Source organism: Rhodococcus sp. IEGM 1366 (genome assembly GCF_033142425.1).
Lineage (GTDB): Bacteria > Actinomycetota > Actinomycetes > Mycobacteriales > Mycobacteriaceae > Rhodococcus_F > Rhodococcus_F globerula.
The window spans coordinates 24,414-41,861 of sequence record NZ_JAWLRZ010000011.1 but is presented as its reverse complement, the minus strand read 5'-3'; the positions used below and the strand labels follow the sequence as shown (position 1 = coordinate 41,861).

Annotated in this window: 14 protein-coding genes and 1 tRNA gene; 7 read left to right on the top strand and 8 right to left on the bottom strand. The window is 62.0% G+C overall.

What is annotated here, in order from left to right; all coding sequences use genetic code 11:
• Window positions 1-73: 73 nt before the first annotated feature.
• The 5 genes from R4P64_RS28290 to R4P64_RS28270 all read left to right on the top strand — a co-directional run bounded on the left by R4P64_RS28290 (window position 74) and on the right by R4P64_RS28270 (window position 5,371).
• Window positions 74-997 carry a helix-turn-helix domain-containing protein gene (locus tag R4P64_RS28290; protein WP_317823494.1) on the top strand — a complete coding sequence of 308 codons (924 nt, stop codon included), beginning with the start codon at window positions 74-76 and terminating at the stop codon, window positions 995-997.
• A gap of 93 nt (window positions 998-1,090) precedes the next feature.
• Window positions 1,091-2,017: a sulfate adenylyltransferase subunit CysD gene (cysD, locus tag R4P64_RS28285; RefSeq protein WP_092807641.1), complete on the top strand. Its 927-nt coding sequence runs from the start codon at window positions 1,091-1,093 to the stop codon at window positions 2,015-2,017.
• Window positions 2,017-3,861 carry an adenylyl-sulfate kinase gene (gene cysC, locus R4P64_RS28280; protein ID WP_317823492.1) on the top strand — a complete coding sequence of 615 codons (1,845 nt, stop codon included), beginning with the start codon at window positions 2,017-2,019 and terminating at the stop codon, window positions 3,859-3,861. Before cysD ends, cysC begins: the two co-directional genes overlap by 1 nt.
• Complete coding sequence (locus R4P64_RS28275; RefSeq protein ID WP_317823490.1) at window positions 3,858-5,003, top strand: 3'(2'),5'-bisphosphate nucleotidase CysQ; 1,146 nt, start codon at window positions 3,858-3,860, stop codon at window positions 5,001-5,003. The genes cysC and R4P64_RS28275 overlap by 4 nt, the downstream gene beginning before the upstream one ends.
• Entirely contained in the window at window positions 5,000-5,371 is a 372-nt protein-coding gene (locus tag R4P64_RS28270; protein ID WP_033236083.1) for a limonene-1,2-epoxide hydrolase family protein, read from the top strand. The genes R4P64_RS28275 and R4P64_RS28270 overlap by 4 nt, the downstream gene beginning before the upstream one ends.
• Window positions 5,372-5,378: 7 nt before the next feature.
• On the opposite strand, the gene R4P64_RS28265 is transcribed toward R4P64_RS28270, so the two are convergent.
• Window positions 5,379-6,527 (bottom strand): N(5)-(carboxyethyl)ornithine synthase, encoded by a 1,149-nt coding sequence (locus R4P64_RS28265; protein WP_095888641.1) that lies wholly within the window; start codon window positions 6,525-6,527, stop codon window positions 5,379-5,381.
• A 235-nt stretch (window positions 6,528-6,762) separates the two neighbouring features.
• Window positions 6,763-7,140: a MarR family winged helix-turn-helix transcriptional regulator gene (locus tag R4P64_RS28260; protein WP_033236085.1), complete on the bottom strand. Its 378-nt coding sequence runs from the start codon at window positions 7,138-7,140 to the stop codon at window positions 6,763-6,765.
• An 85-nt stretch (window positions 7,141-7,225) separates the two neighbouring features.
• Here R4P64_RS28260 and R4P64_RS28255 point away from each other — a divergent pair, with 85 nt between their 5' ends.
• Window positions 7,226-8,740 (top strand): MFS transporter, encoded by a 1,515-nt coding sequence (locus tag R4P64_RS28255; protein ID WP_317823487.1) that lies wholly within the window; start codon window positions 7,226-7,228, stop codon window positions 8,738-8,740.
• A 57-nt stretch (window positions 8,741-8,797) separates the two neighbouring features.
• Here the strand turns inward: R4P64_RS28255 and R4P64_RS28250 are convergent, their stop codons facing one another.
• The 4 genes from R4P64_RS28250 to R4P64_RS28235 form a co-directional block, all read right to left on the bottom strand.
• Window positions 8,798-10,660, bottom strand: coding sequence for an FAD-dependent monooxygenase (locus tag R4P64_RS28250; RefSeq protein WP_317823486.1), 1,863 nt, complete (start codon window positions 10,658-10,660; stop codon window positions 8,798-8,800).
• Window positions 10,661-10,662: 2 nt separating this feature from the next.
• Window positions 10,663-11,973 carry an MFS transporter gene (locus R4P64_RS28245; RefSeq protein WP_033236087.1) on the bottom strand — a complete coding sequence of 437 codons (1,311 nt, stop codon included), beginning with the start codon at window positions 11,971-11,973 and terminating at the stop codon, window positions 10,663-10,665.
• 128 nt (window positions 11,974-12,101) lie between these two features.
• Entirely contained in the window at window positions 12,102-13,028 is a 927-nt protein-coding gene (locus tag R4P64_RS28240; protein WP_033236088.1) for a LysR substrate-binding domain-containing protein, read from the bottom strand.
• An 83-nt stretch (window positions 13,029-13,111) separates the two neighbouring features.
• A tRNA-Arg gene (locus tag R4P64_RS28235) sits at window positions 13,112-13,187 on the bottom strand.
• Window positions 13,188-13,385: 198 nt separating this feature from the next.
• Between R4P64_RS28235 and R4P64_RS28230 the strand changes: the two genes are divergently transcribed.
• Complete coding sequence (locus tag R4P64_RS28230) at window positions 13,386-15,755, top strand: phosphoketolase family protein (RefSeq protein WP_317823484.1); 2,370 nt, start codon at window positions 13,386-13,388, stop codon at window positions 15,753-15,755.
• A 45-nt stretch (window positions 15,756-15,800) separates the two neighbouring features.
• Here R4P64_RS28230 and R4P64_RS28225 read toward each other — a convergent pair whose 3' ends face one another.
• On the bottom strand, window positions 15,801-16,508 hold the full coding sequence (locus R4P64_RS28225; protein WP_371851347.1) for a DUF305 domain-containing protein: 708 nt from the start codon (window positions 16,506-16,508) through the stop codon (window positions 15,801-15,803).
• A 1-nt stretch (window position 16,509) separates the two neighbouring features.
• The gene (locus tag R4P64_RS28220; RefSeq protein WP_045071329.1) at window positions 16,510-17,337 is read right to left on the bottom strand and encodes a DUF3105 domain-containing protein; all 828 of its coding nucleotides are present in this window, start codon (window positions 17,335-17,337) and stop codon (window positions 16,510-16,512) included.
• Window positions 17,338-17,448 lie beyond the last annotated feature (111 nt).

Genomic DNA, 17,448 nt, shown 5'->3' with positions numbered 1-17,448 from the left:
TCGTGGTACAAATATGTACCTATGGGGTAGATCTTGGTATTCTGACAATAGAACGCGTTCTAGGGAGTGGTCAATGGCTGAATTCGAGAAGCCGCATTCGGCGGGCCGTCAGTCTCCACCTACCGAACGCGTCGTGCAGGTGCTCGACTACCTGGTGGCGCGTCCCGACCAGCGTTTCGGGTTGTCCGAACTTGCCAGGACGCTCGAGATCAGTAAGCCGACCGCGCTGGGAATCCTGACGGTGTTGGCGGATCGTGGATATCTGACGCGCGACGACGCCGTGAAGACCTACGGGCTGGGTCCGGCGCTGATTGCGGCGGGCCGGGCGGCGCAACGTGGATTTGCCGTCGGCCCGATTGCCCGGGCTCAGCTGGAGAACCTGAGCGCTGAATTCGATACGACCTGCACTGCGTCGGCGGTGGTCGGCGACCGGATCAGCGTTCTCGAAGTCACCGGGCCGGAAGGTATACGGAAAGCGGCAAAGGTCGGTCAGGTGTATCCGTTCGCTCCGCCGGTCGGATTGATGTACGTGCTGTGGGGAAGCGATCATGATCTCGAGAGTTGGCTGGCGCGGGAACCGAGCCTTCCGGTGCGCCTCGATCGGGATCGGTTGTTGACTGTGGTGCGCGACTGCCGTGACGCGGGATATCTCGTGGAGAGTCTCGATCCGATCGGTCAACGCCTGCATACGTTGATGGCAGGTGTTGTGACACATGATCTTCCGTCCGAGGTGCGGGAATTGCTCGGCGAAATGGTGTCGAGTCTGGGGGAGCGGGTCTATCTCGGGCGAGACATCAGCTCGGACGACGAGCACCCTGTTTCGTTGATCGCGGCTCCCACTTACGACGCCGAGGGTCATCAGGCGTTGGTGTTGACGCTCTATGTTGGCGGCTCGATTACGCGTTCCGAGATCGAACGGCGCGCAACGGCGTTGGTGGCGGCTGCTGATGCCGTGACTGCGGAGGTGGGTGGGCGGGCTCCGGTTCGCAGTCATTGACCGCTAGCTAGAACGAGTTCTATTCTGTGAATGCGTTCATTCTCGAACCAGTCCGGTACAAAAATGTACCGGCACCGAGTAGGAGCTGAAGCGATGCCAGCACTCCAGACCCCGCCCGCCTACGAGCTGTCCCACCTACGGGCGCTCGAGGCCGAGGCAGTCCACGTATTCAGGGAAGTTGCCGCGACTTTCGAAAAGCCGGTGCTTCTGTTCTCCGGTGGCAAGGATTCCGTGGTGATGCTGCATGTCGCGGCCAAGGCCTTCTGGCCGGCGCCGTTGCCGTTTGCCGTCATGCATGTCGACACCGGGCACAACTTCGACGAAGTAATCGAGTTTCGTGATCGAACCGTGGACCGGTTCGGATTGCGCATGGTGATCGCCAGCGTGCAGGACGACATCGACGCAGGTCGAGTCAGCGAGGAAACCGGCGTCGGGGCGAGTCGCAACCGCCTGCAAACTCACGCACTGCTCCGCGGTATTCGGGACGGGAAGTTCGACGCCGTGTTCGGGGGAGCACGCCGGGACGAAGAGAAGGCGCGAGCAAAAGAACGAGTGTTCAGTTTCCGGGACGAATTCGGCCAATGGGATCCCAAGATGCAGCGACCGGAACTGTGGAACCTGTACAACGGCAAACATCGTAAGGGCGAACATATTCGGATCTTCCCGCTCTCCAACTGGACCGAACTCGACATCTGGCAGTACATCGAGAGCGAGATGATCAATCTTCCGGAGATCTACTACGCCCACCGAAGGCAGGTAGTGCCGCGGGACGGAATGCTGTTGGCGCGCACACGATTCCTTGAACTGCGGCCGGGGGAGGAATCGTACGAAGCGTTGGTGCGTTTCCGGACTGTTGGCGACGCCACCTGTACAGGGTGTGTGGAGTCGTCCGCCGAAACGGCCGCCGCCGTCGTCGAAGAAGTGGCCGCGAGCCGGATCACCGAACGCGGAGCAACCCGGGCGGACGACCGAATCTCCGAGGCCGGCATGGAAGATCGAAAGAAAGAGGGGTACTTCTGATGCCGCAACTCCTCCGAGTCGCGACCGCGGGCAGCGTCGACGACGGTAAGTCGACGCTCATCGGCCGATTGCTCTACGACTCCAAATCGATCTTCGAAGATCAACTCGAAGCAGTTGAGCGCAGTAGTCGTGAACGCGGTGACGAGTACGCCAACCTCGCACTGCTCACTGACGGATTGCGTGCCGAGCGTGAGCAGGGCATCACTATCGATGTGGCACACCGATATTTTGCCACTCCGCATCGCAAGTTCATCATCGCGGATACGCCCGGGCATGAGCAGTACACCCGGAACATGGTCACCGGTGCGTCGACAGCCGACCTCGCCCTGATCCTGGTCGACGCGCGCAAAGGTGTGCTCGAGCAAACACGTCGGCATGCGTTTCTGTCGACTCTCTTGGGAATTCCGCACCTCGTGCTGTGCGTGAACAAGATGGACCTGGTGGGGTGGTCGCAGGACCGGTTCGAGGAGATCAAGGAAGAGTTCCGGCAGTTCGCGATCAAGCTCGACGTCCACGATCTGTCCTTCATCCCCGTATCGGCGCTGTTGGGGGACAACATCGTTGCGCGTACCGAGAACATGTCCTGGTACGACGGTCCGTCGCTGCTGCACCATCTCGAGCAGGTGCACATCGCGTCGGATCGCAATCTCATCGATGCGCGATTCCCGGTGCAGTACGTCATCCGTCCGCAGCAACAGACCGACGCAGATCTTCACGACTTCCGCGGATACGCCGGGACCGTGGCCAGTGGAGTCTTCAAACCAGGCGACGAAGTAGTAGTTCTCCCTTCAGGTTTCACGTCGACGGTCAAGGCCGTTCACGGACCGGGCGGAACGGCGATAACCGAAGCTTTCGCGCCGTCCGCCGTCTGCATCGAACTGAGCGACAATCTCGACGTCAGTCGCGGAGACCAACTGTGTCGGATCAACAACCGGCCACAGGTAGGCCAGGAGATCGACGCAATGATCTGTTGGCTCACCGACCAAACCACACTGTCGGAGAACAACCGGTACTCGTTGCTGCACACCACTCGTTCGACCAAGGCACAGATTGTGCGCCTCGACTACCGCCTCGATGTCAATACACTGCACCGCGACGAGACCGCGGAGGCGCTGTCGCTCAACGAGATCGGGCGCATCTCCATCAAAACGCAGCAGCCGCTGATGTTCGATCCCTACCGTCGTAATCGCGTCACCGGCAGCTTCATCCTCGTGGACGAGATCACCGGAAATACCGTCGCAGCGGGAATGATCAACGGCCCGACGCTCAAGGATTCACACGTCGTCTGGCACAGCTCCGAAGTCTCCCGAGAGGAGCGCGCGACAGCAGGCGCCACCGTGTGGCTTACCGGCCTCTCGGCTTCCGGGAAATCCACGATCGCAGTGGAACTCGAACGCAGGCTGGTTGCGGCAGGTACCCCCGCCTACCGACTCGACGGGGACAACCTTCGACATGGACTCAATGCCGATTTGGGATTCAGTGCACAGGACCGCGCCGAGAACGTGAGGCGGGTGGGATCGGTGGCGCAGCTGTTCGCCGATTCCGGCGCAGTCGCCGTGGCTTGCCTGATCAGTCCGTACCGCGAGGATCGGGACCGCGTCCGCGCTGCTCACGAAGCTGCGGGTCTGCGCTTTGTCGAGGTGTATGTCGATACTCCGATCGAGCAGTGCGAGGCACGGGATCCCAAAGGCATGTACGCAAAAGCGCGGGCGGGGGAGATTACGGGCTTCACCGGCGTCGACGATCCCTACGAGGTCCCTGAACACGCCGAACTGGTAATTCGACCCGAAGACGGAACGCCTGCCGAACTGGCACAGCGAATTATGGAAGTGTTGGCGCTGTGAGTGAACCAACGCACAGCCGAACTGCCGACGCCGAGTTGGCGAAGCACTTGGCAGAAGCCGCCGGAGCCATCCTTCTCGGTATTCGAGCGGAGGGTCTCGGCGCCGGTGACGGCCGGGAATTGGGCCGGCGCGGGGACAAAGCGGCCGATGTCTTCATCCTCGACCAGTTGGCCGAGGCCCGTCCTGGTGACGCAGTCCTTTCCGAAGAATCCGCCGACGATCGCACCAGGCTCGATGCGTCGCGCGTCTGGATCATCGACCCTCTCGACGGATCCAAGGAATACGGGATGCCCGCTCGCTCCGATTGGGCTGTGCACGTCGCGCTCTGGGAACGAGGACACGGCATAACTGCGGCGGCGGTGTCGCAACCAGCCCTTGGGCAGGTGTACTCGAGTAACGACGCAGTGTCGGATGCACCGGCTAACCAGCCACTTCGCATTGTTGTCAGCGGCTCGCGCCCGCCCGCGTTTACCGATGCGGTGGCGGCCGAGCTTGGCGCAGAGGTTGTGCAGATGGGCTCGGCTGGCGCCAAGGCGATGGCCGTCGTGCGCGGCGACGTCGACGCCTACCTGCATGCCGGTGGGCAGTGGGAATGGGATTCGGCTGCGCCCGTCGGTGTAGCCCAGGCTGCGGGGCTGCACTGCAGCCGCATCGACGGTTCGCCGTTGTTGTACAACGAATCTCATCCGTATCTGCCGGACCTGGTGATCTGCCGACCAGAGCTGGCCGAGTCGATTCTGGGTGCAATTGCCAAGCACTCCACGGAGTCTGCCGTCAGCGGACGCGTCGCGATGGCGCGGGAGTACGTGAACGCGTTGCTCACTCACGACGCAACCAAGGTCCGTTTTGCCGCCGACGCGTGGCGCGTGGAGAACGGTCAACGAACCGGTGACACCGGCGCTTTCATCAGCAATGAACTCGAACAGGGGCAGCAGTACCGCGGAATTGTCGCCATACGTGAACTCGCGCTGCGTGAGTGGGGCGAAAGCGTCGTAGCGCGGTATCTGATGGACCTCGGAACCCCGGGCCAAGCGCCTGCTGTCACGGTGTTCATCACCGAGTACTTCGGAATACCGGCAGGGGAGATCGAAAGCATCATGGCAATTATCGAACCGCACCCGAAAAAGGATGACGCACAATGACACCCGACACTTTGGTCACCGAATTCTGCAAGGAATGGGCCGACGCCGACATCGCGAAGATCGTCGACTACTTCACCGATGACATCGTCTACCACAATATTCCGATGGAACCCGTGGTCGGGCGCGAGGCCGTCCGGACATTCATCGAGCAGTTTGTGGGTGCCTTCGGCAACATCGACTTTCAGACCAAGCGTCAGGTCTCAGGCGGTGACGTAGTCATGAACGAGCGCATCGACGTCTTCAGCATCAACGGCGCGGAGGTAGCGCTACCGGTGATGGGCGTGTTCGAAGTCCGTGACGGGAAAATCAGCGCCTGGCGCGACTACTTCGACATGGCGCCGATCACGGCGGCAGCCGGCCAGGGCTGATTGTTCACTACGCCAGAATCGGGTGTGGGTAGTCCGGTGAGCGGTGCTGGAATCGGGTGATGGCCGGATTCACGATGACGCCGTCACGGATTTCGATGGCCCGCTCCAAGGTCTCGTCTGCTTTCCACGCCGTCTCGCCCGCCATGACGGCAGGTAGGTAGGGGAGAAGTGATTCGCTGATCTCCCACGATGCGGAGTTCCACAGGTACGACGGGCTGTGATCGACGCCGTAGTAGGTGATGTTGTCACCGACGATGAAGGTCGGCTCCGCGAACGAGGTGGGGCGAGCCCAGCTGAATCCCATTCCTTCGTCGCATGAGACGTCGACGATGAGGCTGCCGGGTTGAAAGTTCACGAGGTCTTCCTCGGTGAGGAACGTCAGCGGTGTATCCGTGTTCTGCAGTACACAATTGACGACGATGTCGTGCTCGGCGAGGAAGCCGGGGACCGGCACACTGTGATTGTCGATCATCACGTGACTGCCGCGAACATCACCGTTGTTGTTGTCGAACGAGACCATCCGAGCCGAGTGGATGGGGGAGCTGACGGCGGTGACGCCGCGTTGGGTCAGCACGTCGACTTCATGGATACCATGCGCCTTGAGTGCCGTGACGGCGCCGCGGGCGGTGGCACCGAAACCGATGACGGCAGCGGTGAGGCGTCGCCCGTAGTCGCCGGTGGAACCGATCAACTGCAAGGCATGGAGAACCGAGCTGTAGCCCGCCAACTCGTTATTCTTGTGGAAGACATGCAAATTGAAGGATCCGTCGCTGTGCCAGTGGTTCATGGCCTCGAAAGCGATGAGAGTCAGCTTCTTGTCGATCGCGATCTGGGTCAGTTCGGTGTCCTGCACGCAGTGCGGCCAGCCCCAGAGCACCTGGCCGGTGCGGAGTTCGGCGAGGTCGGCCGCCAACGGTTTCGGTAGGAGAACCACATCGGTTTCCGCCAAAATTTCCTTGCGCGTGCGGATTCCGGCCACCAGGCCCGAGAGGGTGTCGTCTGAGTACCCGAAGGCATGGCCGTAGCCCTCTTCGAGGTAGATGCGCGAGCGAAGTTCAGCGTCGATCCGATCGAAATGGGCAGGGTGGATCGGCAACCGGCGTTCTGCCGGTTTGCTCGACTGTCCGATGACTCCAAGGGTGCGTACGTTGTTCAATTGTGTATCTCTCGATAGGAGCAGGTAGAGATGTCAGGCAGGAGCCTGAGGGAAGAGCAGAAGCCGCAGGAACGCTGGCAGAATGCCTGGACCAGGACCGCCTGAGGGCGTGCTGGGTGCGCTGCTGTCGATCGCCGACGGCGTCAGAAAAGCGCGTCGGTACCAGGCCAGTCTAGCCGGGTTCGTTGATCGCCCGGGGTTCGGGCATGCGACGGTACGGTCGAGTGAGTAAGGGCTATTGCGCGCGCAGGTGTGAATTCAGCACGGCCAGTTGAATTTTGCTGGCATCCGAGTGGACTTCGCGCCCTTTGTCGGTGACGTCGATGAAGACTCCGCGCCGGTCAGCCTCGCACAGTGCTCGCTGAACCAGTCCGGCCTTCTCGAGACGGGCGACGCTGCGGGAGAGCGCACTGGGGCTCAGGTACATCTCCGAGGCCAGATCCTGCATCCGTGGACGCTCACACGAGGTGTCCATGAGTCGGTCGAGAGCCTCGAAGTCGCTCATGCTCAGGCCATGCGCAGACTGCATCTGGCGATCGAGTTCGCATGCGATGTCGTTGTAGCTGGTCGACAGCGAGCGCCAGGTGTTGCGCAATTCGGATTCCGACGTCACGACCGCATTCTAGTTGAAGACTCGATTACGTGCAATTGCATTAAATGCTTGTGCATTAAGTGCATGTGCATCTATTCTCGCTGACGTGACTTGCACAGACTCGACACTCAAACCATTCGATTCGCCGGAATCACCGGGTTCTACGGAATCCACGGATCCGGCCACAGGGGAGGGTTGGTCCCTCAAGCTGTGGGGCATCCTCGCGGTGCTCTGCCTCGTGTTGTTCCTCGACGGTCTCGATGTGTCGATGGTGGGCGTCGCTCTACCGTCCATCGGCGATGAACTGGGCCTGTCCACTACTTCGCTGCAGTGGATCATCAACGGCTACGTCCTCGGATTCGGCGGACTGCTGCTGCTCGGCGGGCGCACAGCAGACCTGCTCGGACGCCGGAAAGTGTTCCTGATCGCGCTGACGGTGTTTGCGATCGCCTCGCTCGTCGGTGGTCTCGTCGACAACGGAACACCGCTGATCGCATCACGATTCGTGAAGGGACTCGCTGCCGCCTTCACCGCTCCGACCGCGATGTCCATCCTCACCACGACGTTCAAAGAAGGTCCGGCACGTAACCGGGCGCTGTCCGTGTTCTCGGTATTCGGTGCCAGCGGCTACTCGTCCGGACTGATTCTCGGCGGGCTGTTGACCAGCGCCGGTTGGAGATTCACGTTCCTGATGCCGGTGCCCTTCGCTGTCATCGCGCTGATCGGTGGGTACTTCCTCATTCCGCGGGACCGTCCCGCGGACAACGGCGGACACGACCTGGTTGGCGCCGTCACGTTGGTGACGGGAATGCTGCTCACGGTCTACACGATGGTCTCGGCCCCGACTCGTGGTTGGGCGCACCCGATGACCTTGGGGTCGTTTGCCGTGGCAGCGGTACTCTTGGCGACGTTCTTTGTCGTGGAGAAGAAGGTGGCACATCCGCTTGTGCGCCTTGGACTTCTGCGCGTCGGCAGCATCGTCCGCGCGAATCTCGCCATCATCGCGCTCTTCGGGTCCTATCTGAGCTTCCAGTTCATGATGACGATCTTCCTGCAGTCCGCCCTCGGCTGGTCGCCCCTGAAGATGGCGATGGCACTGCTCCCCGCAGGCATCATCGTTGCCTTCGGTTCGCCGTTTGTCGGACGGTTGGTCGACCTGTACGGCAGTGCCAGACTCATCATCGCGGCACTGACGTCGCTGAGCGTCGGGTACCTCTGGTTCCTGTTTGCCGGGAGTGATTCACCGTCATACGTTGTGGCAATTCTCCCCAGCGTCATTCTGCTCGGCCTCGGATTTGCCTTGGGCTACACCTCGATCATGGCTCAGGCAACCTCTGGCGTCGACGACTCGGAGCAAGGTTTGGCCTCGGGTCTGGTGAACACGTCGGCTCAGGTCGGTGCGGCCCTTGTGCTGGCACTGACGACGGCTCTGGTCACCGCTGGCTCGCATACCGCGACTGGCTCGGGGACTGCCGGGTTTCAACAGTTCCATCCCGGACTGATCCTGGTTACCGGCGTTGCGCTGGTGGGCTTGGCCATCACCGTTTCGCCCTTGGTGCGGGGAAGATCGGTACGTGGAAAGCGCACCGATGCGGAGAAGGAGTTGACGCCCGTCTCCTAGTAAAAAAGTTCAGCCGCGCAGGAGAATTCCTGCGCGGCTGAACGTGTGAATCGTGGACTAACGCGAAGCGGACCCAACAGCACTGTCGAAGTCGGCAGTGCTCGCTTGCGAGCCGAGGATCATGGCCAGGCGCACCAACATGCCTTCACGATCAGCCGGCTCGGCCTGATCGAGTGCGTTGGAGAGTGCCAACCACACGTGCTCGCGACGGGCATCGTCTCCGACCGCTGCAGCTGTCACTGACACTGCTGCGTCGAAGTGGGTCGGCGCAGTTCCGGCGGTGAGATGCTTGGCTACATCGCCCAATTGTGCGGGATCGCTGATCCGGCACAGCACCAAGCCGTCGGGGCGGATCACGAAGATCTCGCCGACGCGAGCACCGAGTGCAGCCGCGAGGTCGCCGCTAGCGTCGTCGACCGTGGCATCGGCACCGCCCACGGTGATGACCCGCACGGTTTCCGGTGCAAGTGCGCGAGCAAGAACATCGGCCTGCGCGGCGAGTTCGGAAGCCAATTCAGCCGACAGGCCGAAGGCCAGCACACCGAATCCCGTACCGCGCAAACGATTCAAGGAGGTTTCCGAGCCGCCCGCCGAGACCGCGACGATCCTGTCTTCGAGCGGATCGCCGGGCAGGACGCCTTGGGTGCCGGGAGTGGTTGGCCACGTCAGCGGTGAGAGGTGGGCGTGTGTTGCGCTCGACTGGCGCGGATTGATCAGGTGCGCGAATTCGCCTCGAGTGGTGGCGAGTTCGAGCACCGCGTCGCGAGTGGTTCGGTGTCCGTGGCTACCCGGGGACATGATGAGCGTCGACTTGCCTGCATTGTCGACGTTCTGCTGCCACGCGCTGCGACGTTCCGTCGAGTACGCGTCGAGGATGGCGGTATCGGACGCTCCGTTGATGACGGAGGCCAACTGCCACACCAGGGTTTCGGCGTCTTCCATGCCGGAGTTGAGGCCACGAACACCGAAGATAGGGACGAGATGCGCTGCGTCGCCGGCAAACAGCACGCGGCCGTGCGTGAAATCTTCCAAGGCCAGTGCATGAGCGCGGTAGAAACCGAACCACTCGAGGGTCCACGGGATGTCGCTCTGTAGCCATTCGAGGTGGCGCGTGATGCGGTCGCGGATGCGATCTTCCTGCGTCTCCGCTTCGGGATCGTCCGACGCGTCGAGTTGGTAGTCGATGCGCCAGATGTCACGCGGCTGGCGGTGCATGATGATCGTGGAACCCGGGTTGCTCGGCGCGTCGAACCACACCAGACGCTCGGCCGGTAGTTCCGATTCCCAATGAATGTCCGCGATGACGTAGTTGCCCTCGTAGCTGTTGCCCTGCAGGCGGATTCCGCTGAGTTCGCGCATCTTGCTACGGCCACCGTCGGCGGCAACGACCCAGGCGGCACGCAGTTCGCGAGTTCCGAACGCGGTGTCGACGGTCAACGTCACCTCGTCGTCGCCGGTTGCGATGCCCGCGATCGACGACGACCAGTGGAAGTTCACGAGGGGGTGAGCGAGCAGCTTGTCCGTCATGATCTGCTCGAACTCGGATTGCGACACGTTGACCATGGGGCCGCGCGCGTCGTGATCGGCGGAGGCCATACGGAAGTGCAGCACTTCCTGATCACGGTAGTAGCTCCGGCCACCTACCCACGGCAGAACGATGTCTTCGAGTTCGGCGCCGAAGCCGAGACGCTCGGCAACTTCGAGGCTGTGCCGCGACACGCAGATCGCGCGGCTGCCGAACGAAACCTGATCTGCCGCTTCGAGAATTGTGACGGGAATGCCGCGCTGGGCCAAGCCCATGGCAACGCCCATGCCGACGGGGCCGGCTCCGACGATCACTACCGGGAGCGCGTCGGCCGACGGAGCCAGGGACGCAAAATCCTCGGCGGCGTACTTCTTCGGATGAAAGTAAGTCGACATGATCACGAGGCTTTCTGTGCGGCAGAAGGTTCGGGGAGCAACAGGATCGAGACGAGGCTGATCACGGCGATTCCCACGAAGTAGACGGTGATGGCGAGCGACGTGCCGAATCCGGCAAAGAGTGCGGTGGCGATCATCGGGGCCAGGCCGCCGCCGAGAATGGCACCGATCTGGTAGCCGAGCGACGCTCCGCTGTAGCGGATGTGGGCGGGGAACAGTTCGGCGAACAGCGCGGATTGTGGGCCGGCGCAGCAGCCGAGCGTGAAGCCAAGGCCGATCATGGCAAACAACATCGCCGGGATGATCGCGGTGTCCATGAGCGGGAAGAATGCTGCCGCGGCGACGACCAACGCGATGGAGCTACGGATGTAGACGGTTCGGCGTCCGATCGAGTCCGACTTGTGCGCGCTGAATGCCATTCCGGCCATCCAGAAGGGGCAGGACGCGATGAGCAGGAACAGCATCGTGGTCTTGCTGAATCCGAGTTCCTTCTCGCCGTACTTGAGGACGTACACCATGTACGCGTACGCGATTCCGTTGGTGGCGATGAAGGTGCCACCGGCGAGCAGCACGGTCTTCCAGTGCTTGGTCAGCACCTCGAGGATCGGCAGTGTCTCCGCAGGAGCGTCGTCCTTGGACGCGGTGAACTCGTCACTTTCCTCGAGTCCGAGTCGAATCCACATCGCGACGCCCACCAGAACAGCGCTGAGCAGGAACGGAATTCGCCAACCCCAGGAGTTGAAGGTGCTGTCGTCCATGAACGCGGCGAGCGGCAGGTACACGAGGTTGGCCATCAGCACACCGGCCGGCACGCCGATCTGCGGCGCCGCGCCGTAGAGGCCCTTCTTGCCTTCTGGTGCATTTTCGGTCGCAACCAGGACTGCTCCACCCCATTCGCCGCCGACGCCCAGGCCCTGGATGAAGCGGAATGTCACGAGGAGGACGGGCGCAAAGACACCGATAGAGTCGTAATTCGGCAGCAGGCCGATGGCAACGGTCGCGCCGCCCATCAGGAGCAGCGAGAGTACGAGCATGGACTTGCGTCCGATGCGGTCGCCGAAATGTCCCATCACGATTCCGCCGATGGGGCGCGCGATGAATCCTACGGCGAGTGTCGCGAAGGCGGCCAAGGTTCCGGCGAGTTCGGACGTGCCGGGGAAGAACTGCGTGCCGAGTACAAGCGCCGCAGCGGTGCCGTAGATGAAGAAGTCGTACCACTCGATGGCGGTGCCGACAAAGCTGCCGAGGGCGGCTTTGCGCGCTTTGGCGCTCGCGGCAGCGCGCACCGTATGCGGCGTGGCGGTGGAGGTCATGAATTGCCTTTCGACATGAATATCGCTTGAAGACACAATGACGCGCGCCACAACACTTGAAAAGCTAAAGAATTGGAGGTTCTTCCACGGAAAAATGATGGAAGGAGAGATTTGTCCTGGTCGGGTCGTTATTGCCGATCATCCTGCTGTGAAACGAATTCTATAAAACTTCGTGCCACTCGACTGAGGCGTGCGTCCTGGTGCCAGGCGAGCACTACGTCCACCGAAGGAACTGCAGGCGATCCGATCGTTTTCACGACTACCTCGAGGCCCTCGTACGTAATGTCCATCTTCGGGCGTTGGAGCAGGAGCGTCCAGCCGAGACCGCGCCCGACAAAGGCTCGCGCCGTCTCGAAGTTCCCGGTTCGGTAGGCAACGTCCGGGACGAACCCGCCGAGGCGACACACGTCGAGTGCGTGTTTGGTGCTCGGTGGCGCGTTGAGGAGGACCATCGGAAACTTGGCGAGATCAGGGAGATGAATGGGGTTCTCCGATTGCGCCAACGGGTGCTCGGCGCCCAAGACGATCAGAGGTTGTCGGGTGGTCAACGGAATCGTGCGCAGTTCCGACGAGAGATCCAAGTCGTACGCGATCGCAAGATCCAACTCGCCGTTTTCCAGATGGGTCTGCAGTCGGTTCTGGTTGTCCTCGCGAAACTCCACCTGTGTTGCCGGGTAGGTGCGTGTGAAGCCGGCGATCATCGACGGCAGAATTGTCGGCCCCAATGCGGGGTAGCACCCGATCGCAATGGGCCCGGAAACGGTGCCGGCAGTTCCGAGTGCGTCGGACTCGAGTTCGTCGGCCTGTTGCAGGAGGGCGCGTGCGCGCACCAGAACAGATTCGCCGGTGCGAGTGAGTTGAACGCCGAATGATCGACGACGAACGCACAGTTGAACTTTCAGGGCGCGTTCGAGTTCGGTGATGGACGCTGACAGTGCCGAGGGGGAGAGGTGCATGAGATCGGCGGCAGCGGTGATGGTTCCGGTCTCTGCTACCGCCACAAACGCGGCAAGCTGACGCATCGTGTAGGTCGGGGCAGAATCGCGGCGCGGCATGCTGCCAACGGTAGTCGCTGAGAAATGAGGCCCGAAAAATGTGGCACCGAGACGCGCAGCCGGTAAGAAAACCTGCGCTGTCGTGGTGCCCCCGGCAGGATTCGAACCTGCGGCCTTTCGCTCCGGAGGCGAACGCTCTATCCCCTGAGCTACGGGGGCGCACCGATAAAAATCGGTGTGCCGACTTGGGCTGCGTTAGCGTAGCGCATCACACCCGCATGTGGTCAAACCGGCCCCACATAAGAATGCGTCGAGCGTCGGTAACTAAGACATCCGTGCGGTTTGCACCTAGGCTCGCCTCTGGGCACAGGTTCGGGCGGACCGCTCGGGCACCCTCGTGAAGTACGGGAGTCGACGATGACCGATCATCAGTATTCCGACGACGATCTCGAGCTGGACCTGCAGTGGTGGGCAGCCGCGAACTATCTGACCGTCGCGCAGATTTACCTGCAGGACAACACTTTGCTGCGAGAACCGTTGCAAGCGAAGCACATCAAACCCCGACTGCTCGGGCATTGGGGAACCAGTCCGGGTTTGTCGATGATCTACACGTTGCTGAATCGGCACATCGTTGCCACCGACGCGGATTGGCTGTACGTGACGGGGCCCGGACACGGCGGACCGGCATTGGTCGCGTCGACGTACCTGGAAGGGACGTACTCGGAGATCTATCCCGACGTACCGGCGGACGGTGAGGGTATTCATCGGATGTGCCGACGGTTCTCGGCTCCGGGCGGTGTGCCGAGTCACGTCAGCGTGCAGACTCCCGGCAGCATTCACGAAGGTGGCGAGTTGGGGTACGCGCTCGCACACGCGGCGGGCGCCGCGTTCGACCATCCGGACTTGTTGGTGGCATGTGTCATCGGTGACGGTGAGGCGGAAACGGGTCCGTTATCGGGATCGTGGAAACTCCCGGCCTTCCTCAATCCGCGTCGCGATGGAGCGGTGCTGCCGATCCTGCACGTCAACGGCGCCAAGATCGCGGGACCGACGGTGTACGGGCGCAGCAGCGACGAGGATGTCAAGGCGTTTCTCAGCGGTCAGGGGTGGGATCCCGTTGTTGTGTCCGGAGATGATCCCGGTGCGGTCTTCCCGCAGTTGTACCGAGCAATAGTCAATGCTCACAACATGATTCGTGATCGGCAGGCGAAGGCGCGCGGCGGCAAGGAGTGGTCGGGTAAATGGCCGGCGATTGTCCTGCGCACGCCCAAGGGGTGGACAGGGCCGCACACGGTTGACGGGAAATTGGTGGAAGGTACCCACTGGGCGCATCAAGTGCCGCTGTCGGGAGTGCGCACCAACGAAGCGCACCTGCGCCAACTCGAAGAATGGATGCGTTCCTACCGGCCGGACGAGTTGTTCGACGCAAACGGATCATTGCGACCCGACCTGGCCGCGTTGGCCCCTGCCGGCGACAAGCGGATGGGCAGCACGCCGTACGCCAACGGTGGGCGCCTGCGCGTCGACCTTCCCGTGCCGGCCCTCGAGAAGTACGCGCTCCCCATCGAATCGCCGGGTTCGACGTTCCACGAGACCACCCGGGTACTCGGAGAATTGCTCCGAGACATCTACGCCGCCACCGAAACCGACGACAGCGGCGGAATCTTCCGACTCTTCTGTCCGGACGAGACGTCGAGTAACCGACTCGGCGCCGTCTTCGAGACAACAGAGCGCTGTTGGCAATTGCCGATCACCGAATTCGACGACGGACTCTCCACAGACGGACGAGTCATGGAAGTGCTCAGCGAGCACCTGTGTGAGGGTTGGCTCGAAGGCTATCTGTTGTCCGGCCGGCACGGAATGTTCGCCAGCTACGAGGCCTTTGCGATGGTGAGCGTCTCGATGCTCATCCAGCACGCCAAATGGCTCCAACATGCAGTCGAATTGCCGTGGCGCGCTCCGGTGGCGTCGCTCAACGTACTGCTCACAAGTACGTGTTGGCGTAACGATCACAACGGTTTCAGCCATCAGGGCCCGGGAATGATCGACGCCGTGATTCCTTTGGCGCCCAGTGTTATCCGTGTGTGGCTGCCGCCGGACTCCAACACGTTGCTGTCGATTTCGGATCACTGCCTGCGCAGCACTGATCACGTGAATCTGATCGTCGTCGACAAGCAGCCACATCTGCAGTACCTCACACTCGAGCAGGCACACGCGCACTGCGCTGCCGGTGCTTCGGTGTGGGAGTGGGCGGGAACGGAAGTTCACGGCGAAGAGCCGGATGTTGTGCTCGCGGCAGCGGGAGACGTTCCGACACAAGAAATTCTTGCCGCCGCCCAACTGCTCCGAGAGCACACTCCGGACCTACGGGTGCGGGTGGTCAACGTCGTCGACCTCATGGCGTTGCTGACGCCGACCGAGCACCCACACGGATTCGGTGAGCGAATCTTCCTCGATCTGTTCACCGCGCAGACCGACGTCGTGTTCGCGTTCCACGGCTACTCCCGCGCAATTCACGAGCTCATGCACGGGCGGCCGTCGCCGGAGCGTTTCCACGTTCGGGGATTCAGTGAACAAGGAACCACCACAACACCGTTCGACATGGTCGTGCTCAACAAGATGAGCCGCTACCACCTGGTGATCGAGGCACTACGACGCTCGAAGCGGCGAACGGCCGGATCTCCGGAGCTGGCCGAATTCTGTCGGTCGCAGCTGGAGAAGCATTCCCGCTACATCGTCGAACACCTCGAGGACATGCCGGAAATAGAAAACTGGACCTGGTCCTGAAGTAGATCAGGACCAGGCCCAGTTCGGGTCTGGAAAAGAGCCGGATTAATTCATCGGCAGTGGAGCGGCTCCGCGCGCGGCCAGCATGCTGGTCATCAGTGCGGACTCGCTTTGCTGCGTGTCGACCATCGTCTGTGCCAGGGACCGCACCGGGCCCTCGGTGGCATCGGCTGCGGCGTACTCCATCATCGGGAGTCCGCCCTCGTGGTGACGCAACATCAGCTGCAGGAACAGGACGTCGAGTTCGGTGCCGGACGCGGCGCGCAGTGCGGCCAGGTCCTCGGGTGACGCCATGCCCGGCATGGTGTCGACCGGGCCCGAATGATCCATGTCCATCGTGCCCGAGGTCCCGTGCGAACTGTGCCCGGACGAGTCGGACGACATCCACTCCATGTACGGGCCGACCTTGCTGAGGGGTTGGTCCCACATCGTGAGCCAGGCCTGCATCTGGCCGAGCTGATTCTGCTGCGTGGTCAAGATGTCGTAGGCCAACGTGCGTACGTCGTTGTCGGTGGACTTCGTCAGCGCGATGGATGCCATGTCGACGGCCTGGCTGTGATGCACGCTCATGTCCTGCGCAAAGCCCACATCGACGGAGTCCGATGCCGGGACAGTCAGTGAGGACTCGGCGTCGGGACCCAACATGTTGGTGAGCGCACCAAGGGCGAAGCCGATTGCGATAGCGCCGATCAACCCGATGATCAGCAGCGCGGTGCGCTGACTGGGCTTCGACGGCTGGTCGGTGTCTGGCACGTTATCCACCCGCGGGAATCTGCTCGTCGGTAGCTGCCGTGGTGCCTGCGCCGTCCATCGGAACGGCGTCGGGGCCCGGAGCGGTGGGATCGAACGGTGACGTTTCCGGACTGAACAGCGGGTTGGAGCAGCTGGCGCCGACCTCGGGGTAGGTGTTCGGGTTCTGGTTCAGCGCGGTGATGAACTGGTCGATGCGCTCGTCGTCGGCGTTGTCGACTTCGAGGCGATGGCCCCACGACTGGAGCGAGATGGGGCTGCTCTGGCCCGGGTACGGCGACATCAGCATGTAGGACTTGCCGTTGACGCGTGTCGCCAAGCTGTCGATCTGGTCCTGGTCGACAAGATCGGGGTTGTACGAGATCCAGATGGCGCCGTGCTCGAGGGAGTGGACTGCGTTCTCGGTCCGGATCGGGTCTGCATACACGGTGCCGGTGCAGTTCGCCCACGTGGAGTCGTGCGGTCCACCGAACGGTGGGGTCTGGTCGTAGGCGACGCGCTGCGTGGCCTCGACGTGCTGACCGGCCGGGTACTCGATCTTGAGGACACCGTCGATCTTGTCGGACGGATCCTTGTTCTCCGAGCTGTACTTATAGGGCTCCAGCGCCTGCTGCTCCTCGACCTTCGGCCACAAGTTGACGGCGAGCACTGCAATCAGTGCAAGCACGAGCGCACCGGCGCCGATCGTCAGCCACGGGATCTGGCGAGGGGCGGGAACGCCTCCCTTGCCTTTCTTGGCCGGACGGCCACCCTTGTTGGCAGCCTTGATGGCTTTGGCTGATTTGGCCCCGGATTTATTATTGGGACCGCGACTATCCGAACCGCTTGGCATCGATTGGGCTCTTTCGGTGTGTGGGCAAATATGCAGCAGACCCTCCCGTCGGACGTACGTGACGGTAGCTCGGGCATTACCACTGTACTTTCCGAGTCTGAGGGCAATCTG